The organism is Kribbella swartbergensis, from assembly GCF_054784135.1.
Genome location: NZ_BAAGPM010000018.1, coordinates 587,711 through 614,374, shown reverse-complemented (window position 1 = coordinate 614,374; position 26,664 = coordinate 587,711). Strand labels below are relative to the sequence as shown.

The window sequence follows — 26,664 nt, the reverse complement described above, 5'->3', positions numbered from 1 at the left end:
GGGCGGGTCGGGATTCCGGCTGGGTCACGAGTTACCTCCGGGTCAAGAGATGTGCTTCTTCGGCTCCGAGCAGGGCGATCAGGTCGCGCCGCTCGGTCTCGGTGCACGCCAGGAGCGGCGCGGCGACGTACGGCGGGCAGAGCCCACGGTCGGCGAGCACCGCTTTGATCGCGGGCACCCCCGGCCGGATCGAATGCAGTGCGAGGAGCCGGTCGAGGACACGCTGTGCCTCCTCGGCATCGGCGACGCGTCCCGACTCGTACGCGGCGACGAGATCCACCGCCGGCCCAGGCGCCAGGTTCGCAATGCCGGGGACGATGCCGTCGACGCCGAGGCGCAAGGCGGCCAGCAGTTGTTTCTCCGCACCCTGGCTCACCCCGAAGTCAGGCCGTCGCCGGGCCGCGGACACGATGTAGTCCAACAGCTCCAGGTCGCCGGAGCTGTCCTTGATCCCGACGACATGCGGCATGGTCACCAGTACGTCGATCAGCGCCGGATTGAGGGGATTGCTGTAGCGGGGTGCGTTGTACGCGACCACCGGGACGTCGAGATCGGCCATCGCCGCGTAATGCGCGGCCACCTCGTCCTCCCGATGATGGAAATAGATGGGCGGACTCAGCACGAGCGCGTCCGGCCGGGCAGCTGCCACAGCGGCCGCCCGCTCGAGCGCCTCGGCAGTGCCGGCGGCGGTCACGTTGCACAGCACCGGTCCACCGGTCAGCTCACGCCATCGCGCAGCCGCCCGTACGGCGAAATCGGCAAGCGCCGAGGTCGGTAGCAACGGCCCTTCGCCGTTGCTACCAAACAACATCAGGCTCCGCGCACCTGCCGTGGCCAGTGCCTGCAGCAGGCCGTCGACGTCGGTCGGCCGGCCCGGCGCGGACATCGGGGTGACCAGCGGGATCATGACGCCGGACAGGAGTTGCCTTCCGTCGACCATCAGTGCCCCTCGGCGTCGAAGAAGCCGACCTCGCCGCGGTCCATCAGGACGATGAGGCTGAGCAGCGCTCCCCAGGTCTGGAAGGGCTCGCTGTTGGGTTTGTCGCACGCGCCGCCGTGGATGCTGGAGTAGTTCTCGTGCACGTGGCGGTGCTCGTTCCACTCCTTCAGCACGAGCCTCGAACTACCTTCGGCCAGCCATCGGGCGGCGTCCTTCTCCTCCGCACGCAGCAGCCCCAGGTAGACGAGGAAGTTCACCGGCGGCCAGGCCCGCCCCGACCAGTAGCTGCCGTCGCTCAGGTCGACCGGCTCGCTGCGGGGCGAGGTCGGCAACACCCATTCGCCACCGAAGCCGTCATCGGCGAGCAGATGGCGGTCCACCATGGTCCGGGCCCGCTCCCCCAGGCCGACACCGGCCAGGAGCGGGTAGAAGCTCATCGTGGACAGGCGTTCGGTGGGCAGCCCGGAGTCGGTCCGCCTGCTCCGGTAAATGCCACTCGGCTCGTCCCACAGGGACTCCATCGCCGTCACGACAGCCGCCTGCCGCCCGCGCAGCTCCGCGGCGGCTTCCGACTCCCCCAGGATGTCCGCGATGTCGGCGAGCGCCTCGCAGTCGGCGGCGTACAGGCTGTTCAGTCCGACGTCGTGCGCGGCGAGCAGGCTCTTGGACTTGTCGAACGGCACATCGTCGAAGACCGGATGGCCGTCCCAGCCGGACTCGCAGGTCGCACCGAAGTGCTGGTGGATCCGCGGGATGTCCTGCGGTGACGGGAACTCCGGATCGAAGTACGTCGATCCCAGGCAGAGCAGCTCGCCGTCTCGGCGCACCCGCCACCACCAGCGGTTCCAGGACAGCAACGGGCCGAAGGTCTCCTCGAGGAACCACCTGTCACCGAACCTGCGGTAGAGCTCGCGGGTCACCAGCGATCCGACCGGCGGCTGCGACCCGTCGTACGTCTTGCGGCCCGTGCCCTGCTCGACGTTCGGCACGAAACCGTCCGGCGTCAGCGCCCGGAGCATCTCGACCGTGTTGACGTAGGCGAGTTCCTTGCTCGACACAGCCGCCAGCAGCGCGTTGAAGAAGGCGTCCCAGCAGAACAACGCGTACCCGCCGCGCTTGCCGACGTTCCACAGCCGGCTGACGGTGGTCACCACCCGGGACTTCGCCGGTTCGTAGATCGTGTTCCAGGAGATGGCGTCGCGGACGATCTCGCGATGCTGCGCGAGCGGGTCCGACCCGGCCTCCCCGATCGCGGCCGAGGCACTCGCGACGATCGCCGCGATCTCCCCCAGGCCACGAGCACGTCCGGTGCTGACGCCGACGGCGGCACTCAGGTCCAGCGCGAGGTACGGCCCGTCGATGTCGGCGTACGGGTCGTCGACGTGCGCCGCGGTGGAGAAGACGTGCACGGCCTTGCCGTCCGGGCCCACGGCCGTGATCCGGTCGCCCTCACGACTGACGGAGCCCGGCCGGTTCCACAGGTACCCGACGGCAACCGTCAGCAGCGCGCTCTTGTGCTGGTTGGCGGTCGGCGTCACCAACGCCACCAGGTCGTTGCCGGCGTGCGCGGTCTGCACGCGGATCGTGATGCCCGCCCAGCGCACGATCGTCTCGGTGTAGCTGCCGTCGTACGCGTGTCGGCCGAGCGTCATGGTCTCCGCGCCGTCGGTACGCCGCCCGATCTGGGCGGTGCGCAGCGAGGTGCCCCGGTAGTACTCCTTCAGTCCGAAGGACACGCCCAGCGCGTCCGGCAGGAGCACCTGGGTGAGCACGCTGCGCGTGTCCCACGTGTTCCAGCCCCGTGCGAGGGCCTTCTGGATGTCGCGGTACGCCGCTTCGCTCTCGTTCGTCATCGGTTCCTTCAGGTGCTCAGGTCGTTGAGTTCCAGGGCCGCGTCGAGGAGCGCCCGGGTGTACTCGTGGCTGGGATTGGAGAACACCGCGTCCGCGGCGCCCTGCTCGACGATCCGTCCGGCCCGCATGACCACCAGACGGTCGGCGATCTGGTGGACGACGCCGAGATCGTGGCTGATGAACAACATCGACAACCGGCGCGTCGCCCGAAGCTCGAGCAGGAGCCGTAACACCTGTGCCTGCACCGACACATCCAGCGCGGACACGGCCTCGTCGCACACGAGGAGCCGAGGCGACACCGCCAGAGCACGGGCCAGACTGACGCGCTGGCACTGGCCGCCCGACAGCTGGGCCGGATAGCGGTCGGCGACCTCGGCGTCCAGGCCGACGTCGGCGAGTGCGGCCGCGACGGCACTGCGCCGCGGTCCGGCCGGCGCAGTGGAGGGGTGAGTCAGCCAGGCCTCCTCGATGATCGCGCCGGCCCGCATTCGTGGGTTCAGCGACGATCGAGGGTCCTGGAACACCATCTGGATCGCCCGCCTCAGCTCCGGTGGGCGGCGGGCCGGGATCGGCGTACCGTCGAACGTCAGAACGCCTGCGTCGGGACGCTGCAACCCGACCACGCACCGCGCGACCGTGGTCTTGCCCGACCCCGACTCGCCGACGACGGCGACGATCTCGTTCTCGGCGACGGTGAGGCTCGCGTTCTCGACCGCGGTGAACCGCGACCTGCGCAGGGATCCCCTGATCGGGAAGGTCACCCGCAACCCATCCACTGCCAGCACGGGGGTCTCGGTCATGAGGCGTGCCGGCGCGGCAACGTGCTCTGTCATGTCAGCACCTTCTCGGCCTCGTGGCAGGCGCTCCATCGGCCCGCAGCGACCTCCCGCAGCCGGGGAACCTCGGCACGGCAGCGACTGGTCGCCAAGGGGCACCGAGGGTGGAAGGCACACCCGACCGGCCGTTGCGCGGGCGACGCCGACGTGCCGGGCAGCGGGTCGGCTATCGCGGTCTTCGTGCGGATCGCGGGCACGCTGCGGACCAGCGCCCTGGTGTAGGGATGAGCCGGCCGCCCGAGCACCGCCGATGCCGTACCACGTTCGGCGACGCGGCCGGCGTACATGACGACGAGGTCCTGCGCGACGTGCGACATCACCCGCAGGTCATGGCTCACCAGGAGCATCGCCGAGCCCTCCTCCAACTGCAACTTGCGCAGCAGGGCCAGCACGCGCGCCTGAACGGTCACGTCCAGCGCCGTCGTCGGCTCATCGGCGAGGACGAGCGACGGGCCCGCGATCATGGCCATCGCGATCATGGCCCGCTGGCGAAGCCCGCCGGAGAACTCGTGCGGATAGTCGCGTGCGCGCCGGGCCGGCTCGGGGATGCCGACCCGATCGAGCATGTCGATCACCCGTTCGCGCACCTCGGCCCGTGGCCGGCCCGAACGGCGCAGCACCTCACCCACCTGGCGACCGATTCGCTGGGTCGGGTTCAGCGACGACATCGGGTCCTGGAAGATCATCGACAACTCGTTCCGGCGCAGCGCGCGCAACCGCGCCTCGTCGCAGCCGACCAGTTCGGTGTCGCCGAACCTGATCGAACCGGTCACGCCTGCGCCCTCCGGCAGCAGGCCGATGATCGACATCGCGGTGATCGTCTTCCCGCTACCCGTCTCGCCGATCAGCCCCACCGTGGTGCCGGCCGGGATGTCGAAGGAGACGTCGTCGATCACCCGGACGGGACCGTCGGTGCCGGGCAGGTCCACCGACAGCCCGGTGATCCTGACAAGTGTGTCCATCACGGTCAGCTGCCCGTCACGGCTGCTCGTGAGAAGTCCGGATACCCCAGGCCGTCGAGGGTGAAGCCGGACAGGTTCTTGTTCGAGACGTACGCGACCTTCGCCGTCATCGGGAACATGCCCACCGCGTCGTCCCAGATGATCTTCGACGCCCCGGCGTACAGCTTGGCCCGCTCCTCGCGATCGGTGGTCGATCCGGCCTGCGCGAGGAGCTTGTCGAGGGCCGGGTTGCAATACCCGTTGCGCTTGGCGGCACAGGGGTACAACCGGCCCAGGTTCGTCGCGGCGTCGTAGCCGGCCGTGCCGAGCAGCTGGAAGTTGACGTCCCACTTGAGGGCCAGCAGGTCCTCGATGAAAACGGCCTGCTCCTTCTGCAGCAGATCAGCCTTCACCCCGATCTTCGCCCACGAGGAGACGACGGCCTGCAGGAACGGCTTGAACTGGGCCTGGCCGAACTGCAGCCGCAGCGGCTTGTCGAACGGGTAGCCCGCGGCCTGCAACGCCTTCTTCGCCGCGTCCGGGTCGTACTTCACCGGCGTCTGCGGCGCGTAGCCGAACACCGTCGGCGCCAGCGGCGCGTCGGCGGGCTGCCCGGTGACCGGGTACAGCTGCTTGATGATCGTCTCGAAGTCGACCGCCTGCCACAGCGCCCGGCGTACCGACGCATCGGCCAAGGCGGGGATACCCGAGTTGAACCACATGGTGAAGTTGCCGTTGCTCGGCACGGCTTCGACCTTGAGGTTCGCGTCGGACTGCAGGGCCGGGATCTGGTCGTCGGGCAGGCCCCACACCACGTCGACCTCGCCGGTCCTGAGCGCGGCCAGTTTGGCGGCGGTGTCCGGAATGCTGCGGATCGTCAGGGACGGGAGCTTCGGGGCACCGCCCCAGTAGTTCGGGTTCGGCACCAGCTTGAGCTCGGCACTCGGCTTGAACGACTCCACCATGAACGGTCCCGAGGCGACCGGTTTGCTGAAGTACGACGCCGCGTCGTCCGGTACGCCCGACGGGAGGATGTACAGCGTGGTCACCTTGCTGGGCAGTGCCGGGTCGGGGGTCTGTCCGGTGAACGTGACGGTGGTGTCGGAGCCGGCCTTCGCGGTGACGCCCTTGAAGTTCGCCGCGGTCGTGCCCTTCAGTTCGATCAGCCGGTTGAAGGTGTCGACGACGTCGGCGGCGGTGAGCGGGCTGCCGTCGGAGAACTTCAGCCCGCCGCGCAGGGTGAAGTCCCAGCTCTTCGCGTCCGGCGACGGCTGCCACGACTCGGCGAGGTCCGGCACCAGTTTGCCGGTGGCATCCGGCTTGACCAGCCGTCCGTAGATCTGCTGCCCGGCGAGATCCTTCCCGGCGGACCCGCCCTGGCTCGAGCCCGGGTCGATGTTGTCGATGACGAACGTTCCACTCGCCACGACTCCCTTGCCGGCAGCACCGTCCGCGGCCGCTCCGTCGCCGACCGAGCAGGCCGGCAAGGCCACCGCGAGCACCAGGAGTCCGGTGACCTTGATTGCTCCAGTAATACGCATTACTCACACTCCACGAGCGAAGGGCTGGATGGGCATGCTGTGCTTATCGCGACCGGGCGCGGCCGTACCGGGCGGTCAGGTTGTCACCGAGCAGACCGACACTGACGACCAGCACGGCCAGGGCCGACCCCGGCACCGCCGAGATCCACCACGCCGAGCTGAGGTACTCCTTGCCGTTGGCAACGGTCTGGCCCCAGGAGACCGAGGACGACGGCAGTCCGATGCCGAGGAAGCTCAGGCCGGCCTCGGCCAGGACGACGAGGGCGAACTCGAGAGTGGCCATCGCCACGATCGGGCCCACCGTGAACGGCAGGACGTGCCGGCCGAGCACGCGCCGGGTGCGGACGCCGAGGAGCCTGGCCGCGTCGAGCCAGTAACGCTCGCGGACGCCGAGCACGACGCTCCTTGCCACTCGAGCGAACGAGATCCAGCCGGTGACCGACAGGGCCAGCACGATCACCCACAGGCTCGGTGTGAAGACCCCGGCGATGACGATGGCCAGCAGGATCCCCGGGAACGCCTGCAGGATGTCGATCAGCCGGCTCAGCACCGAATCCGCCACGCCCCGGTAGTAGCCCGCGGCGAACCCGACCAGCAGGCCGACGACCACACACACCGCGACCGTCGCCAGCCCGATGACGACCGACGTACGAGCGCCGTACACGATCTGGGCGAACACGTCGCGGCCGAGCGCGTCCGTGCCGAGCAGAGCGGTGCCGCCGGTCGAGGTTTGCGAGCCCGGCGCCAGCAGCCGGTCCTCCAGCGGTGTGCGGACCGGGTCGTAGTCGATGAGCATCGGACCGAAGACGGCCACGAGCAGGTAGACACCGATGATCACGGCGGGCACCCGCCCGGTACCGCGGCGACTGCGCCGGCCGGCCCGGGAGGCGACGAGATCGGCGATGCCCGTCATCGCGTCGCCGCCGTCCGGATGCGGGGATCCAGCTGGGCGTAGAGCAGATCCGCCAGCAGGTTGAGGACGACGATGATCGCGGCGATCGTCAGCGTCGCGGCCTGGACGACCGCGTAGTCGCGGTTGCCCACAGACTCCACGATGAGAGTGCCCAGACCCGGCCAGGCGAAGACGTTCTCCACCACGACCGCGCCGCCCAGCAGCGCGCCGATCTGCAGCCCGACCACGGTGGCTACCGGGATCAGCGCGTTGCGCAGCGCGTGCCCGGTCAGGACCTGGCGCCGGGTCAACCCCTTGGACAGCGCCGTCTGCACGTACGGCTCCCCCATCGCCTCGGCGATGCCGCTGCGCGTCACCCGGGCCACGATTGCTGTGAAGGGAAAGGACAGGGTCACCGCGGGCAGGATGAGACTGCTCAGGCTCTGCGCGCCCGAGCTGGGCAGCAGCCGCAACCCGAGGGCGAAGACGAGAATCAGCATGATGCCGACCCAGAACGTCGGGAACGACTGCAGGACGATGGTCAGTGTCGTCACGAGCCGGTCCTGGCGCGAGCCGGCCCGGATGCCGGCGGCCGATCCCAGCAGCAACCCGGCGCCGACCGAGATCACCGCCGCGGTGAGGGTCAGGTCGACAGTGGCGGGCAGACGGGACAGGACCGCGTCGAACGCGGACGTCGCGAGCCGGTAGGAGTCGCCGAAGTCGAGCCGGACACTCCGGCCCAGGTAGTCCCAGTACTGCACCAGAATCGACTGGTCCAGCCCGAGCCTGATACGCATGGCGGCGATCTGGTCCGGCTCCGCGTCCGGCCCCAGCATCACCATGGCCGGGTCACCGGGTGCCACGCGCACGATCAGGAAGATCAGCGTGCACGCGCCCCACAGCACGAACACTCCGGCGAGCAGGCGCCGGACGACGAGGGTCAGCATCGCGCGACCCGATCGGAACAGGTGACGATCACTGCGGAACTCTCCCGTCGACGCTTACGGAACAGGTCTGGTCGAGCAGCGCGCCGCCGTCCTCGAGCGCGCCGCGGAGGTCGGCGATGTCCACGTCGGCGGGTGGCCGGCCGGACGAGGCCGCGATGGCAGCGGCCGTTCCCGCCGCCTGTCCCATCGCCATGCACTGCGCCATCGAACGAACGGACGCATGCGCGTCGTGGGTGGCCGACAGGCACCGTCCGGCGACGAGGAGACCGGCCACGCCCTGCGGCAACAGGCAGCGGTACGGAACGCCGTACGTCGAACCGGTCGGACCGGCGTCGCCACCGACGTACTGCCAGATCGTCGACGATCCGGCGGCGTGGTCCTCGATGGGCGCACCGCACTGGGTGATCTCATCAGGAAACCGGCGGGCGGACAGGACGTCGTCGCGGGTCAGCACGTACCTGCCGATCAGGCGGCGGCTCTCCCGTACGCCGATGCGGGTGGAGACGCCCAGGAGGTGGGCGTCCGCGTACCCGGGAACGCGCGCCTTCAGGAAGCGCAGGTATTCGTGCACCTGCCGGCGGCCTTCTCGCTCGGCGGCGGACAGCTCCCACGGGTCCAGCGGGTTGACGTCGCTCACGCGGGTCATGTTCGTGTGGACAACACGCGGGAGCACGGTGCGGTGGGCCGAGCCTTCCGTGCGAGGCAGCGCGAACTCCCCCGACGCGACTGCTTCCCACATCAGTCTGTGCAACTCCGCCGTCGGCGTTGAAGCGACGTCCACATTGCCCAGCCGAAACGTCGCGGTCAGCGGCTGCACCCGCTGCTCGTCGTCCGGCCGCTCCATTGCGGCACCGGCCCGCCACGCGACATCCGCGTCACCGCTGGCGTCCACGACCACGGTCGCCACGAGCCGCCCGCTGCCCGCCTTGGTCTCGGCGACGACCTCGGTGATCCGGTCGCCGTCCATCACGACACGACCGACTGTGGCGTGCAGGAGCGTCACGACCCCTGCTTCCTCGGTGAGCTCGTCCCAGACCAGCTTCAGCGCCTCCGGCTCGTAGGTCACGCCGGTCCCCGCGCCATAGGTGTTGGGCCGCTCGAACGCCTGCTCCCGTGCCAGGAGCCGCTCGCACAGTTCCCAGCCGATCCCGCCGACCACGCGGTCGGACCGTCCCGGCGCGTAGAAGCCGTAAAAGGTGTCGAGCACCGCGGCACCGGTCCCACCGAGGAAACCCGCCGCCTCGACGAGCAGCGTTCGCGCGCCGGAGCGGGCCGCGGCGATCGCGGCGGCGCAGCCGGCCGAGCCGCCTCCGACGACCAGTACGTCACCGCGCCACAGGAGCTTCACAGGTCGGTCCTCCATCAGTAGCCGGTGACGTCCGGCCAGCCGAGCTCGATGCCCTGGGCAACCAGCCGGGACTGGAACTCGCCGAGCAGGGCCGGGGTGTTGCGCACCGCGCGCGGGCTGACGGCGCGGTCCAGGCAGAACGCCGCGAGCGCGCCGGCAGCCTCGCCGATGTTCCACTCGACCGGGTGCAGCCGGTAGCAGCCGTTGGTGATGTGGGTGGTGCCGAGGTTCTTGTTCGCCGGCAGCAGGTTCTCCACCCGGCGCGGGATCAGCGCCCCGAGCGGGATCCGGAACGGGCTGCTGGCCACGTCGATGTAGTTGTCCCCTCCGGTCGACGGGTGCAGGTCGATGCGGTACATCCCGATGCCGACGCTGTCGTCGTACTCGACCGCGCCCCGGTCGCCGCGGATCGCGACCGACAGGTCCTGCTCGACGATCGTGTACTCCGCCTTGATCCGGCGGGACTCCCGGATGTACGGCGCCTGCGCCAGGCCGTCCGCCGTACCGAGCAGGTCACCGCGCAGCCGCAGCCCGGGGAACCCGGCGCCGCCGTCGGGACGCGGCGCCTCGGTCTGCAGCCAGTAGAGGACCGCCTGGGACAGTTCCTTGGCTGCGGCCAGGTGCGAGGCCTTGTCCGGTACGTCGATGACCGGGCCCTCGAAGTAGTCGATCATCGGCCAGTTGACCAGGCAGATGTCGCTGTCGTACGCACCCGGCTCGAAGTGGCGGCGGGCCGCGATCCGGCGGAACGTCCACAGGTTCGTGTCCCCGCCGGTCCGCCGCTGGTCCGCGACGACCGCGAGCGGATCGTCGTCCGGGTTCGGCGTGAAGGTCCGGCGCGAGGCGGCCAGGGTCCGCGGATCGGGTGCGGTCCAGGACAGCAGGCGGTCACCCCAGAACGAGGGCTCGTAGTTCCGCCAGAAGGCGTAGTTGGCCGGCTTGTCCCCGACATGGTTGCCGTCGACGTGGTCGATCGCGAAGCAGTAGGACACGGCCTGCATGTTCAGCGGCTGCGCCTCGGCCGGCGCGCTCGGCTCACCGGTCTCGCTCTGCGCCTCGAAGCCCGTGACGTACTCGGTTCCGGTGAGCGGCAGCAGTTCGCCGGTCTCGGTCGCATCGAGGATGTACGGCGCGGTGATCGTGAGCTGATCGCCGGTGTCGCGGTGCTGCACGGTGACCGCGGTGACCCGGTCGCCATCGGTGTCGGCGGCCACCGGCAGGAACGGCTGGAGCACCTGCAGCCGCCGGCTGGACCGGTACGGCGCGAGCATCTCCTCGATCACCGCCAGCGCGACCCTCGGCTCGTGGCAGAGCTTCGACACGTATCCGGCACCAGGATTGAGGTGGGTGGCCGCACGCGACGCCGAGGTGAGCGGGTAGTGGCGCCGGTAGTAGTCGCGGATCCCTTCGCGCAGCGCCCGGTACGACGCGGTGATCCCGAACTGCTCCACCCAGGTGTGCTCATCCGGCGGCACGGCCTGGCTGGTCAGCTGCCCGCCGAGCCAGTCGAATTCCTCGGTCAGGACGACCGAGCGACCGGCACGCAGGGCTGCCAACGCGGCGGCAACGCCGCCGAGCCCACCGCCGACAATGAGGACATCTGTCTGCATCACAAACCCTTCGGTGCGATCAACGTGGTGCCTTCGGCCAGCTCGCACGGCAACAGCCGTTGCGTGCCGGCCTCGGCGCGGCCGCTGAGGATGGCCTCGAGCAGCTCGGTGGCCTGGCGGCCCATCTCCTGGCGCGGGACGTGGAAGCCGCTGAAGTCGATTCCGGTCGCGGCCGGCCGGGTCGCGTCGCCGAGGGCGACCACGGACAGGTCGCCCGGGATGTCCAGGCCGCGCTCGGCCGCCGCGTCGGCCAGGGCGACCGCGTCGGCCCGTTCCTCCACGAAGGCGGCAGTGATCCGCTGGTCCAGCAGGGCGTCCAGCACCTCGGCCGGCGGCCGGTCGGCGGTCGGCACGTGCGGCGCCCGGTTTCCCGCCGTACGACGAAAGCCGCGCAGGCGATCCGCGGACGACTCCGCGCCGGTGCCCGGGCCGACGAACGCGATCCGCCGGTGACCGAGGGCGAAGGCCCGCTCGACCACGGTCGTCGTCGCCGAGGCGTAGTCGGCGCCGACGCACGGGACCGGGCCGCCGGCGTCGTCGCGGCGGCCGACCGAGACGAACGGGTACTCCTCGGCGATCAGCCGGGCCAACTCGTCGGACGGGATCCGGCGACCGAGGAGCAGGCAGCCGTCGGCGATGCGGAGCCGGTTGTTCTCGTGGAAGATCCGCCGCCGGCCCTTCGTCACCGGAGCGCTGGTGAACAGCAGCAGGTCCCAGCCGAGCCGCTCGGCGCAGTCCTCGATGCCGGCCAGGAACGGATGGTAGAAGTCGCCACTCGCACTCGGGAACACCGACTCGTAGGTGAACACGCCGAGGATCTGGTTGCGCTGCTTGAGCATCCGGCGCGCCAGCGGATCGGCCTGGTACCCGGTCTCCCGGATCACCTTCAGCACCCGGTCCCGGGTCTCGGCCGGGATCCGGGCGGTCGCGTCGCTGCGGTTGTTCAGCACCAGTGACACCGTCGTCTGGCTGACCTTCGCCAGCCGGGCGATGTCCCGCTGCGTCAACCGCGTGCTGCCCTTGTCCGGCATCGATGCCCTTCCAGATCTTCAGTGGTAATACGCATTTGCGAACTTCGTTGCCGAGAAACTAGTCAGTGCCCCGATCGTCGTCAAGAGTTCGCTGCCGTGGTAATGCGAATTAGCGCGCGGGTCCGTGGCTCACCGCAGGTGCCAGCCTCCGTCGACGGGGATGACCGCCCCGGTCGTGCGCCGGGCCGCGGCGGACAGCAGCCACACCACGACCTCGGCGACCTCTTGCGGCGTACAGGCCGTGCCACCGAGCGGCATCAGCTCCGTCATCCGCGCCGCGATCCGCGGCGACTCCAACGCGCGCCGGGCCATCGGGGTGTCCACCAGGCCGGCGGCCACCAGGTTCACCCGAACACCCCGAGGAGCGGCGTCGTAGGCAGCCGAACGGACCAGCGGGATCAAAGCGCCCTTCGCGCTGGCGTACGCCACGGTGCGGAAGTCCCGGTCCAGCGAGGTGGCCAGAGCCGAGCCGACGATCACGACGGATCCGCCCTGCGCCAGCTTCGGTATCGAGGCCCGTAGCAGGCGGAAGACGGATTCGTGGTTCACCCGATGCACCTCCGACCAGGCCTCGTCGGTGCATTCGGCAACAGGACCGTCGCCCAGCCTGCGGCCCGACATGCCGATCGCGTGCACGACTCCGTCCAGGCCGCCGAGAACGGCGTGTGCCTGGCCGATCGCCGCCTCGGCACCACCGGGCAGTGTGATGTCCGCCGACCCGACGTCGACGCCGTACACCTGACCGCCGGATGCCCGGATCGAGTCGGCGCACGCGCCGCCGATGCCGCCCTCGGAACCGGCCACCAGAACCCGCATCACTCACCTCCCCGCCGGAGCCGAGCGCAGCGTTCCGGCCGCGCGCCGGGCGAAGTCCAGGTACGCCGCCTCGAACAACTCCGAGCTGCGTTCGTCGCCCACCAGGCGGGAGCTGGTGATGACCGGTGGGACGATCCCTTCGGCGGCCAGCAAACGCGCCGTCCGGACCTTGATCTCGTTGACGACGGCCACAGCCGTCAGTGTGCTGACCGGCCCGATCGGCTCGTCCACTCCTTCCACGTGGCACAGCGCGTCGCCGACCGGCGAGCACAGGTCGATGACGACGTCCGCGTGGTCGGCCAGGCGAGTGCCGCTCGGGTGCCGAGCCTCGCCTGCCTTCGTTTCGGCCAGCGAGGTGACGGCGATGACGGGCAGACCGGCCTTCCTGGCCCCGATCGCCATCTCGATCGGGACGGCGTTCAGCCCGCTGACGCTGAAGACCATCAGGCTGTCCTCCGGCCGGAGCCGGAAGTTGGCCAGGATCTGATCGGCGAGCCCCGGCATGCGTTCGATGAACATCGCCTGGCGCTGCCCGTTCGCGCCGACCACCTGGTTGTGGAAGGTCATCGACAACTCGACGATGGGATGGAAGCCGGGAAACGATCCGTAGCGCGGGAAGATCTCCTCGACCGGCATCCTGGAGTGCCCGGTGCCGAACGCGTACACGACACCGTCACGGGCGATCGACCGCGCGGCCACTACGGCGGCCTGCTCGATCGCGGTCTCCTGGGATCGCCTGACCTCCTCCAGGGTCGTCAGCGCTGCCGAGATCCAGCTCATGGTCATATCGGGTCTCTCCATCTCTGTGCGATTGCGATGTGGACGACACCAGCAGGGCCGCCCCGAGGGCGCCGGCTCCCGAGCCCAGTCGGCCAAGTCGGACCTCGACCGGCCCCACCAGCCGGGCACGCCCGGCCAACTCGGCTTCGACGGCCGGTCTCATGAACGCGAAGGCGGGGGCGACGCCGCCCCCGATGACGACAGTCGTCGCGCCGGAGTAGGCGATGACATTGCCGAGCACGAGGCCGAGCGCCTGGCCGGCATCTCCGAGCACAGCACGCGCCGAACCGCTCCCCCGGTCGGCGGCGCGGACCACGTCCTGCGGCGTATCGGCTCGGCCGCCACCAGCCCGGACCCGAGCCACCAGCGCCAGTCCGCCGGCCACAGTTTCCAGACAGCCGTACGCGCCACAGCCGCACGGCAGACCGGCGGGGCGGCAGATCATGTGACCCAACTCGCCGACGACGTCGCCCCGGGCGCGCAGGATCCGGCCGTTCAGCGCGAGGGCACCACCGATCCCCGTGCCCATCGTCACGAACACGACGTCGTCGTACCCCGCGGCCGCCCCGAGCCGGAGCTCCGCGAGAGCGAAGGCGCGCGCGTCGTTGACGAGTCGCAGGCGCCCTCCGGTCCGGGCCGCAGTTCGTCGGCCAAGTGCAGCCCCGACCAATCCCCCGGCAGGTTCGGCAGCAGCCGGACGGCGCTCAGGTCGTCCGACAGGTGACCCGGGACGGCCACTCCCGCGGCCGCTACGGATCCGTTGCCGATCAGGTCGGCGACCACAGCCAGCACGGCCGGAGCACCGGACCGGGGTGTCGCCCGCTCACCTTCGTCCAGCACTCCTGAGGTGGGCGACCACCGCACCCACTTGATCCGGGTTCCGCCGATGTCGATGCCGAGCACCGCGTCGTCCACGCCTCACCTCCACACACACGACGGCCAGTCCAGCCTGTCTAGACAGGTGGACGGTAGCTGTGGCTGAATGAGGCCGTCAAGGCCCGGGGACCGCTACTGGAGGCGGACCTCCAACCTGTCTAGACTGCCTGCCATGCAACCTGCCCGACGTTCCCAGATCGAGGTGGCACCGTGACGACTCCGCCGATCCCGCGCCACCAGGCCGTCGAGCGCCACCTGCGCAGCCGCATCGCCAGTTCGCGCCCCGGTGACACGGTGGAGTCGGACTCGGAGCTGGCCGCCCTGTTCAACGTCAGCCGGATGACCGTGCGTCAAGCCACCCAACGCCTCGTCGACGAGGGCGTGATCTACCGCGTGCCGGGAGTCGGTACGTTCGTGGCCGAGCCGCGGGTTCATCGCGACATCGGCCGGCTCCGGTCGTTCACCGAGGAGATGGCGCGGCGCGGAGCGGTGGCCGGCTCGAGAATCCTGGTGGCGGAACTCCGCGCCGGCACCGCCGACGAACTGGCCGCGCTCCACTTGGCACCGGGAACCAAGGTGACGCACGTGCGCCGGCTCCGCCTCGCCGACGGCAGACCGGTCGCGATCGAGAACGTCGTACTCCCGATGTCGTGTAGCGCCGTACTGAACGAGGATCTCGAACACGGTTCCCTGCACGACGCGCTGCGAGCACTCGGCGAGATTCCCACCAGTGCCACCGGAACTCTTGTCGCCGCCAACGCCGGCGACGAGGACGTGCAACTGCTCGCCGTCGAGCCGCGCGCCGCGCTGCTGGTCGAAGAGCGCCTCATCCTCAACCAGGACGGCCGGCCCCTGGAGAAGACGCAGACGCGGTACGCGGGCGACGAGTTCGTGTTCCACGTGTCATTGGCGCGATGACGATCGGAGTCCGATCTTGACCGAAGTGATGACGGTACTCGGGCCGGTGGGAGCAGCCGAGCTCGGATACGTCGACGCGCACGAGCATCTCTTCCTGCGCTCCTCGGCTCTGCCCGGCGACGAATTCTGGGACCTCGAGAGGTCCACGACCGAGGCGACGGCGGTCCGGTCCAGCGGGATCGGTGCTGTCATCGACCTGACCCCCGTCGGACTGGGCCGTCGGCCGAGTGCGCTGGCCGAGCTGGCCGCCGACGCGGGCCTGCATGTCGTCGCCGCTACCGGCTACCACCGCTCGGCGCACTACCCTGCCTGGCACTGGGCCCGCGAGGTCTCCGAGGACGAACTTCTTGACGTCCTGCTCACGGACCTCACCGTCGGTATGGACGATCGCGACTGGGCCGGCCCGCGCCCTGTGCCGTCGACGATCAGGGCCGGCATCGTGAAGCTCGGCGCCTCCTACCAGCGCATCACGGGCGACGAGCTCCGGTGGTTCCGCGCCGGCGCGGAGGCTGCCCTGCGGACCGGTGTGCCGGTGGCCGTGCACTGCGAGACCGGGACCGCGGCCCACGAGATCCTCGACACCCTGGACCAGCTGGGCGTTGCGGCCCACCGGGTTCTGCTGTGCCACACCGACCGCAACGCCGACCTCGACCTGCACCGTGAGCTGGCCTCCCGTGGTGCCTATCTCGTGTACGACACGGTGGGGCGGATCAAGTACGGTCCCGACTCGCGCATCCTCGACCTCATCGACGGCATGGCCGAGGCCGGGCTGGCCGGCCAGGTCTGCCTCGGCACGGACGTCGGCCGCCGCTCCATGCTCCGGGCGTACGGCGGCGGCCCCGGCATGGACGTACTCGGCCGAGTCTTCCTGCCCCGCCTCGAACGCCGCCTCGGCCGCGACCTCGTCGACCTCGTCATGCGAGACGCTCCGGCGGCCCTACTCTCAGGCACACCCGCTCTCGTACGCCCCGCGAGCTGACCCACCCAGCAGCTCGTCACGCGGGTGCGGGAACGGACAGGAGGGTCGAGAGCCAGGTCAGACGCTCGGGCAGCGGCCAGTAGTACACCCAGGTGCCGCGACGCTCGCAGTCCACCAGGCCCGCTTCGCGAAGAACCTTCAGGTGGTGCGAGATCGTCGGACCGGAGACGTCGAACTGCGGGGTGATGTCGCAGACGCAGACCTCCTTGCCGGCCGAGGCGATGATCGACATCAGCCGCAGCCGGACCGGATCGGCGAGCGCCTTGAACACCGCCGCGCCCTCGACCGCACCGGCGCTGTCGAGAGGGGCGTCCATGATCGGGGCGCAGCAACCGCCGACGGGTTCGATGGACAGCTGCTGTTTTGACATGCGTCTATCTTGACTTACGTCTAATCAGGAGGCAAGGTGGGATCGTTGATTAGATGAACATCAACTCAGCGGCCGGTGCGGCGTCCAAGCACCGCTGAGCCACTCGCGGATTGTGGAGACAAGCAATGAGCTTTCCATCGAAGGACCTGCCGGTCGTCGTCATCGGTGCCGGGCCGATCGGACTGGCCGCCGCGGCGCATCTGGCCGAGCGGGGGCTGGAGTTCGTCGTACTCGAGTCAGGGCCGAGTGTTGCGGCGGCGATCGACGAATGGCGGCACGTGCGGCTGTTCAGCCCGTGGCGCTACGACATGGACGGTGCTGCCCGCCGCCTGCTGGAGCAGACCGCCTGGATCGAGCCCGACCTGGACGAACTGCCCACCGGCGGCGACCTGATCGACGCCTACCTGGCTCCGCTCGCCAAGACGCCGCAACTTGCCGACCGGATCCAGTACGGCGCCCAGGTGACCGCGGTGACACGGGTCGGGTTCGACCGGGTCCGTACCGCGGGTCGCGAGGACGCGCCGTTCCTCGTTCGCCTGGCCGATGGTGAGGAGGTGCGCGCCACCGCGGTGATCGACGCGGCAGGTACGTGGCGTCGGCCGAACGTCCTCGGCGGATCCGGGATCCCGGCTCGGGGTGAGGCCGAGGTGGCGGACGCGATTTCACCGGCCCTGCCGGACGTCCTGATGCGTGACCGTCAGCGCTTCGCCGGTCGCCGTACGGCGGTTGTCGGCGCCGGCCATTCCGCGGCCACGACCCTCCTCGAGCTCGGGGACCTCGCCGCGCAGGAGCCCGGCACCGAGGTTCTCTGGGTGGTTCGGGGCACGGACCAGGCCCGCACCTATGGAGGCGGCGAGGCCGACGAGCTTCCGGCCCGCGGCGCTCTGGGCACCCGGCTCAAGCGACTCGTGCAGTCCAGTCGCGTCGAGCTGGTGAGCAGCTTCCGCATCGAGTCGATCTCCCGTACGGCGGACGGCCGGGTGGAGCTGGTCGCGGGCGACCGGCGGGTCGTCGTGGACACGGTGGTCAACTCGACCGGATTCCGCCCCGACCACGACATGGTCTCCGAACTGCGGCTCGACCTCGACCCGATCCTCGGATCGACCCGCGCCCTCGCGCCGCTGATCGACCCGAATCAGCACTCCTGTGGAACCGTTCCCCCGCACGGCGTCGACGAGCTGACACACCCGGAACCGAGCTACTACGCGATCGGCGCAAAGTCGTACGGCCGCGCACCGACGTTCCTGCTGGCGACCGGCTACGAACAGGCCCGCTCGGTCGTCGCCGCGCTCGCCGGTGACTGGGAGGCCGCCCGCGCCGTCCAGCTGAACCTCCCCGAAACCGGCGTCTGCTCGTCGAACCGCGCGTACGGCGACTCATCCGCCGAAACCGCCGCCGGCTGCTGCGGCCCGGCCCCCCAAGCCCTCGAGCCCCCCACCACCCGCGGCCTGGCAACCGGCATCCCCGGCGGCCTCCTCACCGTCGTCGACACCAAACCACCCACCCAATCCACCTGCTGCAACTGAACCAACCCCACACCCGGGCCTGGCCGAGCTACCGGCGGGCCCGGGTCCCCACCTCTGGTTGGTGCGCTCGTTCATACGTCACTTCACGGCTCCTTGCATCAACGCCTTGACGAAGTTGCGTTGGAAGATCAAGAAGATCACCAACGAGGGCAGGATGATCAGGAGCGACCCGGCGCACAGCAGCACGATGTCGGTTCCGTACTGACCCTGGAAGGCGCCCAGCCCGCCGGCCACGGTTCGCTTCGTCGGATCGTCGACGAGGACAAGGGGCAACAGGTACTGATTCCAGCTGGCGAGGAAGAAGAGCACAGCCAACGCGGACCACGCGGAGGTCGCGAGCGGCAGGTGGATGCGGCGGAAGGTCTGCCAGGCATTGGCGCCGTCGACCTTCGCCGCCTCGGTGAGCGCCGGCTCGGCCCCGAGGAAGTGCGCGCGCATCCAGAAGACACCGAACGGCATGAGCAGTCCGATGAGCGGCAGGATGATCGCCAGCCGCGTTCCGAGCAGTCCCATGCTGCGTAGGTCGTAGTACAGCGGGGTGATGAGGGCCTCGAACGGCAGCGTGAGGCCGACGAGCAGAAGACCGTAGATCGCCTTGCCGAAGGGCACGTTCAGCTGGGCGAGTGCGTAGCCGGCGGCGGTGGCCATGGCGACCGTGGCCGGAACGACACCCAGAACGATCAGGGTGCTCGAGCGGAACAGAGCGAGGAAGTTCGCGGCGCTCCACGCGTCCACGAAGTTGTTCCAGTGCGGATCGCTCGGCCAGCTGAGCCCTTGAGGGGTGCTGCCCGGTGGCGCCAGCGCTGTGGTGAACATACTCAGCAGCGGTACGACGGCGAACAGCATCAGCGCGAGCAGGATGCCGGTGCGAGTGACCCGGTGAGCGATTCCGGACGTCGTCATTTCTCCCTCCCAAGACGCTGGATCGGCCAGATGAGCACCAGCACCAGGGCAGCCAGGAAGACCGCGAGCGCCGAGGCCTGACCGACGTGCTGCTGCAGGAACGTCAGCCGATAGATCTCCACGCCGGGCACCATCGTCTGGTAGCCGGGACCGCCTTGCGTCGCGATCTGGACGACGTCGAAGCTCGCCAGCGCAGCGATCATCGTGAACGTCGTGCATACGACGAGTTCCCGCCGCAGGCCGGGCAGTGTCACGGCGAAGAACTCGCTGATCCGCCCGGCGCCGTCCAGCCGGGCCGCCTCGTACAAAGCCGGATCGATCTTGCCGATCCCCGCGAGCAAGAGGACCGTGCAGAAACCGAGCATGACCCAGACCCCGATGACCCCGACCGCGGGCAGGGCGAAGGTGAAGTCACCGAGCCATGCCCGGGTGTGCCGATCGAGGCCGACCGCCCGTAGGACCTGGTTGACCAGACCGTCCGAGGAGTACATCCAGGTCCAGGCGATACCGGCCGCGACCAGTGGCAACACCTGCGGGATGAACAGCATCACCCGCGCCGTGGTGCTGAAGGCGCCGGGCCGGAGTTCGCGGATGAGTGAGGCCGCGATCAGCCCGAGCCCGACCGGCAGGACCGTGTAGAAGACGACGAGGATGAACGCGTGCTCCACGGAGTGCAGCAGCTCCGGCTGGGTGAAGATCGCCTTCCAGTTGTCCAGGCCGGCCGGCGTCGCCGGGCCGATGCCGTCCCAGTCGTAGAAGGAGTACTGAACGGACTGGAGCATCGGGAAGAGCACGAACACGGCGTACATGCTGAAGGCAGGCGCAACCCAGAGCAGCGCGCTCCAGCGCCGTGGCCGGGGTGGAGTCCGGCGCCGTACGACGCCTTGCTTTCCCACGTCCGTCACCGGCGAAGCCTGCCGGATCAGCTGCGGGCTCGACATGCTCGGCACTGCATCACCTCCGGTTCGGTTCGCCGGGATCATCGTCCGAGGTCGCGCTCGTAGTCGGACTGCACCTTGGCCGCGAACACCTCGGGCGTCGTCTTGCCGGCCAGTAGCAGTTGCGTTTGCGGGATGAGACTGTTGACGTGGATCGACGCGGTTGCGTCAGCCATGAACCCGACCAACCCATTGCTCTTCAGCAACTCCTGGAACGCACTGACCGTGGCCGCGACGGCCGATCCCGCGGGCGCGGTCGGAGCGGGTGCGTCCGAAGGGCCCGCCGGGACCAGCCCGCCGAGAGTCACCGTGTCCTGCCGCGCCCGCTGGTCCGTCTGGACGAAGTCGAGGAACGCGGCCGCGACATCGGCGTTGGGTGACTTCGCCGGAATTCCCAGGTTGGCGGCGGCGGTCATCGCGTACGACGGCCCACCGGCGTCGCCGGGCGGGAAGAGGAAGAACCCGAACTGCCCCGCCCCGGCCTTGTCCAGCGCCGGCGCCTGCCAGTTGCCGCTCGGGAAGAACACGCCGTTGCCCTTGACGAACTCGGCCGGCGCCCGGGTCTGGTCGATGTCGTTGACGTCGGACGGCAGGTAGCCCGCTTGCCCCCAGCGCTGCAGCGTTGTGGCGGCCTTCACCGTCGCCGGGTTGTCGATACTCGCGCCGGGCTTGGCGTAGTTCCAGTCCTGGACGGCCTGCGCGTCCTCGGCGGAAGACATCGCCAGGCTCTGCAGTGGATAGACACTGCCGCCGTCCTTGCCGTTGATCATGATCGGCTGCAACCCGGCATCCCTCGCCTTGGCGAGCAACTGCTCGAATTCGGCGACTGTCGCCGGTGGCCGCGTCATGCCGATCCGCTGCGCGAGCGTCTTGTTGTAATACACCCCGGTCAGGCCGAATCCGGCGCCGGCGGCGTAGAGCGAGCCTGTCCCGCGCTGCTTGCCGTCCGTCCCGACGCGGGTGGAGGCGAACTGCGACTGGGGCCACTTGTCCCACCCGTACGCCTCGGCATATGGGTCGAGGTTGGTCAGCAGCTGGTTCTCGATCAGGTTGCCGAGCTGCGAGACGCGAACGAGGTCGGGCACGTTGGTGCCGGCGAGAATGTGCGCGATGTTCGTCGTCAGGGTGGCGTAGTCCTGGTTCTCCACCTTGACGGTGACGTTGCCGTGCTCGGCGTGGAACCGTTCACCGAGGGCGGTGTAGAAGGCGACATCGACGCCGCTGTTCACGAGCAGCTTCAGCGTGACGGGCTCGCCGCCGACGCCGGTGGCCACCGGCGTGGACGGCGCGGGGCCGGCTTCGGAGTTCCCGCCGGGGGCGCAGGCGACGAGGACGAGTACGGCGGCCGCGGCGGCGGCCAGTCCGAGGGTTCCGCGGTACTGGGTCAGCGGTCGCACGAGAACTCCTTCGATGGCTCGGGGTGCGGGGACTGGAAGGCGCGACGAACGGCGTCGCCGCCCACGCCGACGGCGTCGTACGCGTCGGTCATGACGGCGAACATCTCGAAGAAGCCATGAATCTGGCCTGCGTACTCGGTCAGCTCGACCGGTACGCCGGCTGACTTCAGGCGCCGGGCGTAGTCCTCGGCCTCGCCGCGGAGAAAGTCGTGTTCGGCAGTGATGATGGTCACCGGCGCGACGCCGTCCACGGATTCGGCATGGAGAGGAGACGCGTACGACGTCCTGCGGAGCGCCGGGTCGGGAACGTAGGTCTCCCAGATGTATCGGAGCCGCCGGTCGGTGTTGGAACCGAAACCTGGCCGGCCGGCGAAGTGCTCGTACCGCCGCCGAAACGCGACCTTGTAGTCGGTGTCCTCGACGCTGTCCAGAGCCGGGTAGACAAGCAGTTGGGCCGCCAGCTCGAGGCCTTCATCGCGCGCTCTCAGTGCGGCGGCCGCGGCGAGATTGCCGCCTGAGCTGTCGCCACCGACGGCGACACTCGCGAAGTTGCGCCGGGCCCACGTGACCGCGGTCCAGGTGTCGTCGAAGCCGGCCGGAAAGGGATGCTCGGGCGCGAGCCGGTAGTCGATCGACAAGACCGCGCACGCGGCCCGGTTCGCCAGGGCGCGAGCAACCCCGTCCGCGGTGTCGAGGTCGCCGTGGATCCAGCCGCCGCCGTGCGCCCAGACCAGCACGTCTCGTTCCGCGCCGATGGGCCGGTAGAGCCGGCCCGGTACGCCGTCCGCGTCGACCGACTCGATGGACGACACCGGGGAGGGTTCGCCGGTCACGTCCAGGACCTTCGCCCGCGCGTCCGCCCGCACAGCCGCGATGTCGGCGCTCCAGGGGTCAGGCGACGAGCCGGCGCTGTCCAGGAACGCCTGGACCTGCTCGTGCGGGCGCGGAGGAGCATCCTCGGTGCGAACGACCGGGCGCTCCGGCCGGAAAGCTGGACTCATGGATGGCCCTTCTCCCTGTGATTCCAGACTGAGTACTCAGTCTGTTTTGCAAAAGCTACCGAGTACTCAGTCGGTTGTCTATGCTTGGCGGCGACCGCCCCGACCATGACGAGGAGACAGACTGTGCCTGCTGCTCAGAAGCCCAAGACCTCGGCCAAGGGCCTCGAAACGCGGGAGCGCATCGTCGACGTCGCCGTACGATTCATCGCCCGCCACGGGGCCCGCGGCACGAGCCTCGCCGACATCGCCGCCGAGGCAGGTGTGTCACAGACCGGCCTGCTGTACCACTTCCGCAGCAAGGAGGCACTGCTCAACGCCGTCATGGATCGCCACCTGGCATTCACCGAGGAATGGCTGTGGGGTGACGGCCCTGACCCCGGCCTCGAGATCGTGGACATCATCGCCAGGCACATGGCCAGTTGGCCGAGTCAGCACGACGACAAGGTGTACAGCATGCTCGGCATGAACACCGTCGTGCTCGGGGAGAACGTCAGCCCCGACACCGACCTCCATCCGCGCCTGGTCGAGGGCTACCGGACGACGATCGACCGGGTGACGGCGACCCTTCGCTCCGCACAGGCACGCGGCGAGATACGAGACGACATCGACCCGCGGCTCAAGGCAATGGAGATCATCGCCTTCTGCTACGGCATCGAGGCCGCGTGGCTGGTCGACCCGACGATCCCCGTCGCCGACGCAGCCGCCCGCTGGGCCGCCCAGCAAACCACCCAGATGACGCCATCCTGACGAGCCTGCAGAGCGAGCAGTGCTCGGCTCTCGGGGCTGTCCGGGCGAGGAGCTCCACGGCGATCTGCTGCCGGGCGGCGCCGGTCAGATGACGGATTCCGTTGCCGTGGTCCCCTTTCTATCGTCGATCGCATGATGCAGAGGATCGACGTCGTTCCGGAGCGGGCGCAGACGATCGTCGTCTGGACGGTCCTGCTGGGCGCGGTGGTCTTCTCGGTTCTCGGTCTCTGGGCGTTGCTGTGGCCGGCGTATTCGCGCTTCTGCTCGTGGCCGCCACCGTTGTGCGAGTGGCCCGCCGGCCGCTGAACAGGAGCGAAACCTCGAACTCTAGTTCCGTGTCATCGGATGGGAGAAGACATGTATGCCGTGATTCGTCATTACAGGACTGATGTGACCGTGTTCGACGCGATGATGGGCAGGGTTGAGTCCGACATGGCGGACATCATTCCGCGGGACGCGGGAGCGTTGATGTACACAGCCGTCCGTACCGGCGAGGACACAGCGCTGACAATCACCTACTTCGCCGATCAGGCTGCGGCCGAGCTGGCGGCCGCCGCGGCTGTGGAGGTTCGGGTCGCTCTGGATGCCGAGTTCGGGGTCGAGCAGACGGACATCCAGGAAGGACCGGTGCTGATCCACCGGGCCGAGGGCGCGGTCGCCCAGCCCGTTCACTTCGAGCATCTGCGCTGACCGGTCATTGATGGTCCTCGTCGATTCTCACCTGGGCGAGTTCGACGCGAGACCGGATGCCGAGCTTTCGGAAGGTGTTCTGGAGGTGATATCCCACCGTCCTCGGGCTCAGGAAGAGTTGCGCACCGATCTCTCGGTTGCTTGCGCCTTCCCGGGCCAGGCGAACGACTTGCAGCTCCTGCGGGGTCAGTTCCGCCACCGGCAGCGGCGTGCTGCTCCGGCCGGCGCTACCCGCCGCCCGGAGTTCGCTCTCGGCGCGCCGCATCCAGGGAGTGGCCTGAAGTTGTTCGAAGGTGTTGAGCGCGGCCCGCAGGGGGATCCGCGCTTCGACCCGGCGACGTTGTCTGCGGAGCCACTCCCCGTAGAGCAACTGAGTTCGGGCCCGATCGAAGGGCCGGGACTGCCCGGTCTTGTCCGCGTCACCGTGCAGGGCGAGCGCTTCGTTGTAGAGCTTGTCGGCCTCGGCATCGTCAGTCGCCACAAGCGCACGGCATCGGGCCTCGACCGCCCTCGCCCTCGGGTGTCTGCTGCTCGCCGCCCATGCGCTCAACTGGTCCAGGCTCTCCGTCACCTCCTCGGTTCGCCCGAGCCGTACGGCGGCCTCGACCAGGTCCGGCGTACGCATGACAAGGACCAGCGGATGCTCACCCGATCCGGTCAGACTCGAGCGTGACTGATCCAAGGTGTCCGCCGGTCGTCCGAGTCCCAGGTCCAGAAGACTGAGGGCCCATCGTCCGAACGCGATGACCGGTGCGATCCCTCTGGCCTCTGCGTGTCCCAGTGCCAGAGATGCGAGTTGGCGACATGACTCCGTCCGACCGGCCACCGCGTCCAGCCACGCCAGCAGAGCTTGGAAATGACAGCTGCGGTTGCTGAGTCCAAGAGTCGTGGCCAACTCCAGCCCTTCCACCGCATTCGCCCTGGCGAACTGGTGCCGTCCGACCAGCACCTCCAGAGTCGCCAACACCTGTAGCGCGAGCACGAGCAGATCCAGCCGGCCCTCGTTCCGGCAGGTCTGCACGGCCGTTTCGGCCGCGCCGATGCCGACCACGTCGTCGGCCGACGCGATCGACGCCACCGCTTGAAGCACGAGTTCCGACGGGTCCTGCGGCTCACCGCCGACCAGGCCACGTTCGTCAACGGTGTCGTTGTCGTGACTGCGGTGCGCACTACCTCCGGACAGCATCTCCAGTCGCTCCGTGAGTTGCAGCACCCTCCGCACCAGCGAGCGGCGGCCGCTGTGCGGAGGAAGGACAACGGCCGAGAGTGCCTGCGACGCCTCCGCCGCTCGCTCCAGATCATTGGCGAACCAGGCGTTCTTCGCCGCGTCGACCAGCATGCCCGCCGCCAGATCGGGGTCAGCCGCCATGACGTCGCGCCAGTCCGTCATCAACAGCCGATGAACGGTCCCCGGTGCTCCGTTGTCGAACGCCATGGCTGCCCGAAGCTGGCGAATTCGCGCCTCGACGACGACATCGTCGGTCAGCTTGTCGGCTTCGCCGGCGAGCGCCTCGGCCCTCGCCTGCTGCCCCGCCCTGTTCGCGGCACTCGCCGCCGCGACCAGGCGACGGGCCCTGACGTCGACCGAGGAGGTCAGACGCGCAGACCTCTCCAACGCCGTGGCGGCGGATGAAGGTGCGCCACGCTGGAGGGCGCGAAGGCCGCTACGCTCCAGTTCCTCCGCGGCCACTTCGTCGAGGCCGGTAGCGGCGGCAGCCAACTGCCAAGCTCGCCGGTCAGGTTCGAGTTCGGGATCGAGAGCCTTGGCGAGGGCCCGATGAGTTGCGACACGCTCGCTCACCGATGCCGTCCGGTACGCCGCTGCGCGCAGGAGCGGATGCCGGAAGACCACCCTCGACCCGGCCAACGTCTCCTCCGTCCGTACGAGGCCGGCTGCCTCGGCGTCGCCCAGCGCTTCGATGCCGATTCCCAGCGTCCGTACGGCGCGGAGCGCCACAGCCAGGTCGCCGACATCGTCCGCCGCGACCGCCAGCAACAGCCGGCGCGTGGACTCCGGGACCAACGCCAGCTGCTTCGCGTAGTGACGCTGGATGTACTCGGGCAGTGGAAGTGGGCCGACCAGCGGATCGATTCCCGCTCGCTGTTGTTCGGACAGCTCTGCGGGCAGTTCGCACAGCGCCAAGGGGTTGCCCCCGGTCTCGCGGATCACCTGTCCGGTGACGTCACGAGAGAGCGCAGGGTGCCGCTCTGACAAGAGCTGACTCGCGGACTCGGCATCCAGGCCCTGCAGGGGCCACTCGGCCACTCCCGGGAGGGGCGACGGCTCGTCCGCACGCGTTGCCACCAGCAACATGATCGACTCGTCGCGCAACCGGTTGGCCACCAGCGAGAGCACCTCGACCGACGGCCGGTCGAGCCATTGACAGTCGTCGACCAGGCACAGCACCGGCTGCTCGTCCGATGCTTCGGACAGCAAGGTGAGCGCTCCGAGCGCAACCTGGAGGCGTTCGGGCGACCGCAGAGGCATCAGGCCGAACGCGCCACGGATCGCTGTCGCCTGCGGACTGGGGAGGCAGTCGGCGCGGGTGAGCAACGGCCGAAGCAACTGGTGGAGGGCGGCGAAAGGCAGCTCCGCCTCACTCTGAACACCGTTGCCGCGCAGCACCAACATTCCGCGTGCCTGTTCCGCCGCGAAGTCGAGCAGAGCCGACTTGCCGACCCCCGGCTCACCACGAAACTGCAGAGATCCGCCATGGCCTGCTCGCGTCGCGGCGATGAGGCTCTCGATCGCCCGCTGCTCGGCCTGCCTGCCGTACAACATAG

The 26,664-nt window shown here is 69.4% G+C and carries 26 protein-coding genes; 6 read left to right on the top strand and 20 right to left on the bottom strand.

Annotated features, from left to right (window positions below; translation table 11 throughout):
- Positions 1 to 31: 31 nt before the first annotated feature.
- The 14 genes from ACYVOK_RS18340 to ACYVOK_RS18275 form a co-directional block, all read right to left on the bottom strand.
- Entirely contained in the window at positions 32 to 940 is a 909-nt protein-coding gene (locus ACYVOK_RS18340) for a dihydrodipicolinate synthase family protein (RefSeq protein ID WP_460663658.1), read from the bottom strand.
- Entirely contained in the window at positions 940 to 2,793 is a 1,854-nt protein-coding gene (locus tag ACYVOK_RS18335; protein ID WP_460663657.1) for an MGH1-like glycoside hydrolase domain-containing protein, read from the bottom strand. The genes ACYVOK_RS18340 and ACYVOK_RS18335 overlap by 1 nt, the downstream gene beginning before the upstream one ends.
- A gap of 8 nt (positions 2,794 to 2,801) precedes the next feature.
- Entirely contained in the window at positions 2,802 to 3,626 is an 825-nt protein-coding gene (locus ACYVOK_RS18330) for an ABC transporter ATP-binding protein (RefSeq protein ID WP_460663656.1), read from the bottom strand.
- Positions 3,623 to 4,591, bottom strand: a complete 969-nt coding sequence (locus ACYVOK_RS18325) for an ABC transporter ATP-binding protein (RefSeq protein WP_460663655.1) — start codon at positions 4,589 to 4,591, stop codon at positions 3,623 to 3,625. Before ACYVOK_RS18325 ends, ACYVOK_RS18330 begins: the two co-directional genes overlap by 4 nt.
- A 5-nt stretch (positions 4,592 to 4,596) precedes the next feature.
- Positions 4,597 to 6,111 (bottom strand): ABC transporter substrate-binding protein, encoded by a 1,515-nt coding sequence (locus ACYVOK_RS18320; protein ID WP_460663654.1) that lies wholly within the window; start codon positions 6,109 to 6,111, stop codon positions 4,597 to 4,599.
- Between the two features lie 43 nt (positions 6,112 to 6,154).
- On the bottom strand, positions 6,155 to 7,024 hold the full coding sequence (locus ACYVOK_RS18315; protein ID WP_460663653.1) for an ABC transporter permease: 870 nt from the start codon (positions 7,022 to 7,024) through the stop codon (positions 6,155 to 6,157).
- Positions 7,021 to 7,950 carry an ABC transporter permease gene (locus tag ACYVOK_RS18310; protein ID WP_460663652.1) on the bottom strand — a complete coding sequence of 310 codons (930 nt, stop codon included), beginning with the start codon at positions 7,948 to 7,950 and terminating at the stop codon, positions 7,021 to 7,023. Before ACYVOK_RS18310 ends, ACYVOK_RS18315 begins: the two co-directional genes overlap by 4 nt.
- A gap of 28 nt (positions 7,951 to 7,978) precedes the next feature.
- A complete protein-coding gene (locus tag ACYVOK_RS18305; protein ID WP_460663651.1) occupies positions 7,979 to 9,298 on the bottom strand; it encodes an FAD-dependent oxidoreductase in 1,320 nt (439 codons plus the stop codon).
- A 14-nt stretch (positions 9,299 to 9,312) separates the two neighbouring features.
- Positions 9,313 to 10,908: an FAD-dependent oxidoreductase gene (locus ACYVOK_RS18300; protein ID WP_460663650.1), complete on the bottom strand. Its 1,596-nt coding sequence runs from the start codon at positions 10,906 to 10,908 to the stop codon at positions 9,313 to 9,315.
- Complete coding sequence (locus tag ACYVOK_RS18295) at positions 10,908 to 11,939, bottom strand: LacI family DNA-binding transcriptional regulator (RefSeq protein WP_460663649.1); 1,032 nt, start codon at positions 11,937 to 11,939, stop codon at positions 10,908 to 10,910. The genes ACYVOK_RS18300 and ACYVOK_RS18295 overlap by 1 nt, the downstream gene beginning before the upstream one ends.
- Positions 11,940 to 12,068: 129 nt before the next feature.
- Positions 12,069 to 12,755 (bottom strand): SDR family oxidoreductase, encoded by a 687-nt coding sequence (locus tag ACYVOK_RS18290; RefSeq protein WP_460663648.1) that lies wholly within the window; start codon positions 12,753 to 12,755, stop codon positions 12,069 to 12,071.
- Positions 12,756 to 12,758: 3 nt separating this feature from the next.
- Positions 12,759 to 13,535, bottom strand: a complete 777-nt coding sequence (locus ACYVOK_RS18285; RefSeq protein ID WP_460663714.1) for a sugar isomerase domain-containing protein — start codon at positions 13,533 to 13,535, stop codon at positions 12,759 to 12,761.
- Entirely contained in the window at positions 13,429 to 14,154 is a 726-nt protein-coding gene (locus ACYVOK_RS18280) for an ROK family protein (protein WP_460663713.1), read from the bottom strand. The genes ACYVOK_RS18285 and ACYVOK_RS18280 overlap by 107 nt, the downstream gene beginning before the upstream one ends.
- The gene (locus tag ACYVOK_RS18275; protein WP_460663647.1) at positions 14,067 to 14,450 is read right to left on the bottom strand and encodes a hypothetical protein; all 384 of its coding nucleotides are present in this window, start codon (positions 14,448 to 14,450) and stop codon (positions 14,067 to 14,069) included. Before ACYVOK_RS18275 ends, ACYVOK_RS18280 begins: the two co-directional genes overlap by 88 nt.
- Before the next feature lie 171 nt (positions 14,451 to 14,621).
- Here ACYVOK_RS18275 and ACYVOK_RS18270 point away from each other — a divergent pair, with 171 nt between their 5' ends.
- Both ACYVOK_RS18270 and ACYVOK_RS18265 read left to right on the top strand, forming a co-directional pair.
- The gene (locus tag ACYVOK_RS18270) at positions 14,622 to 15,329 is read left to right on the top strand and encodes a GntR family transcriptional regulator (protein ID WP_460663646.1); all 708 of its coding nucleotides are present in this window, start codon (positions 14,622 to 14,624) and stop codon (positions 15,327 to 15,329) included.
- Between the two features lie 25 nt (positions 15,330 to 15,354).
- Positions 15,355 to 16,308, top strand: a complete 954-nt coding sequence (locus ACYVOK_RS18265) for a phosphotriesterase family protein (protein ID WP_460663712.1) — start codon at positions 15,355 to 15,357, stop codon at positions 16,306 to 16,308.
- Positions 16,309 to 16,324: 16 nt separating this feature from the next.
- Here ACYVOK_RS18265 and ACYVOK_RS18260 read toward each other — a convergent pair whose 3' ends face one another.
- Entirely contained in the window at positions 16,325 to 16,678 is a 354-nt protein-coding gene (locus ACYVOK_RS18260; protein ID WP_460663645.1) for a metalloregulator ArsR/SmtB family transcription factor, read from the bottom strand.
- Positions 16,679 to 16,803: 125 nt separating this feature from the next.
- Between ACYVOK_RS18260 and ACYVOK_RS18255 the strand changes: the two genes are divergently transcribed.
- Positions 16,804 to 18,204 (top strand): FAD-dependent oxidoreductase, encoded by a 1,401-nt coding sequence (locus tag ACYVOK_RS18255; RefSeq protein ID WP_460663644.1) that lies wholly within the window; start codon positions 16,804 to 16,806, stop codon positions 18,202 to 18,204.
- Between the two features lie 78 nt (positions 18,205 to 18,282).
- On the opposite strand, the gene ACYVOK_RS18250 is transcribed toward ACYVOK_RS18255, so the two are convergent.
- Genes ACYVOK_RS18250 through ACYVOK_RS18235 form a run of 4 tightly spaced genes read right to left on the bottom strand, consistent with a single transcriptional unit; the run spans position 18,283 to position 22,443 of the window.
- Complete coding sequence (locus ACYVOK_RS18250) at positions 18,283 to 19,107, bottom strand: carbohydrate ABC transporter permease (RefSeq protein ID WP_460663643.1); 825 nt, start codon at positions 19,105 to 19,107, stop codon at positions 18,283 to 18,285.
- Entirely contained in the window at positions 19,104 to 20,048 is a 945-nt protein-coding gene (locus ACYVOK_RS18245; protein ID WP_460663642.1) for a carbohydrate ABC transporter permease, read from the bottom strand. The genes ACYVOK_RS18250 and ACYVOK_RS18245 overlap by 4 nt, the downstream gene beginning before the upstream one ends.
- Before the next feature lie 38 nt (positions 20,049 to 20,086).
- Complete coding sequence (locus ACYVOK_RS18240; RefSeq protein WP_460663641.1) at positions 20,087 to 21,442, bottom strand: ABC transporter substrate-binding protein; 1,356 nt, start codon at positions 21,440 to 21,442, stop codon at positions 20,087 to 20,089.
- Positions 21,430 to 22,443: an alpha/beta hydrolase gene (locus tag ACYVOK_RS18235; protein WP_460663640.1), complete on the bottom strand. Its 1,014-nt coding sequence runs from the start codon at positions 22,441 to 22,443 to the stop codon at positions 21,430 to 21,432. The genes ACYVOK_RS18240 and ACYVOK_RS18235 overlap by 13 nt, the downstream gene beginning before the upstream one ends.
- A gap of 123 nt (positions 22,444 to 22,566) precedes the next feature.
- Here ACYVOK_RS18235 and ACYVOK_RS18230 point away from each other — a divergent pair, with 123 nt between their 5' ends.
- The 3 genes from ACYVOK_RS18230 (at position 22,567) to ACYVOK_RS18220 (ending at position 23,880) form a co-directional block, all read left to right on the top strand.
- Positions 22,567 to 23,190 (top strand): TetR/AcrR family transcriptional regulator, encoded by a 624-nt coding sequence (locus ACYVOK_RS18230; protein WP_460663639.1) that lies wholly within the window; start codon positions 22,567 to 22,569, stop codon positions 23,188 to 23,190.
- A 132-nt stretch (positions 23,191 to 23,322) separates the two neighbouring features.
- Positions 23,323 to 23,496, top strand: a complete 174-nt coding sequence (locus tag ACYVOK_RS18225; RefSeq protein ID WP_460663638.1) for a hypothetical protein — start codon at positions 23,323 to 23,325, stop codon at positions 23,494 to 23,496.
- Between the two features lie 84 nt (positions 23,497 to 23,580).
- Complete coding sequence (locus ACYVOK_RS18220; protein WP_460663637.1) at positions 23,581 to 23,880, top strand: hypothetical protein; 300 nt, start codon at positions 23,581 to 23,583, stop codon at positions 23,878 to 23,880.
- 4 nt (positions 23,881 to 23,884) lie between these two features.
- Here the strand turns inward: ACYVOK_RS18220 and ACYVOK_RS18215 are convergent, their stop codons facing one another.
- Complete coding sequence (locus ACYVOK_RS18215) at positions 23,885 to 26,662, bottom strand: helix-turn-helix transcriptional regulator (protein WP_460663636.1); 2,778 nt, start codon at positions 26,660 to 26,662, stop codon at positions 23,885 to 23,887.
- Between the last annotated feature and the right edge of the window lie 2 nt (positions 26,663 to 26,664).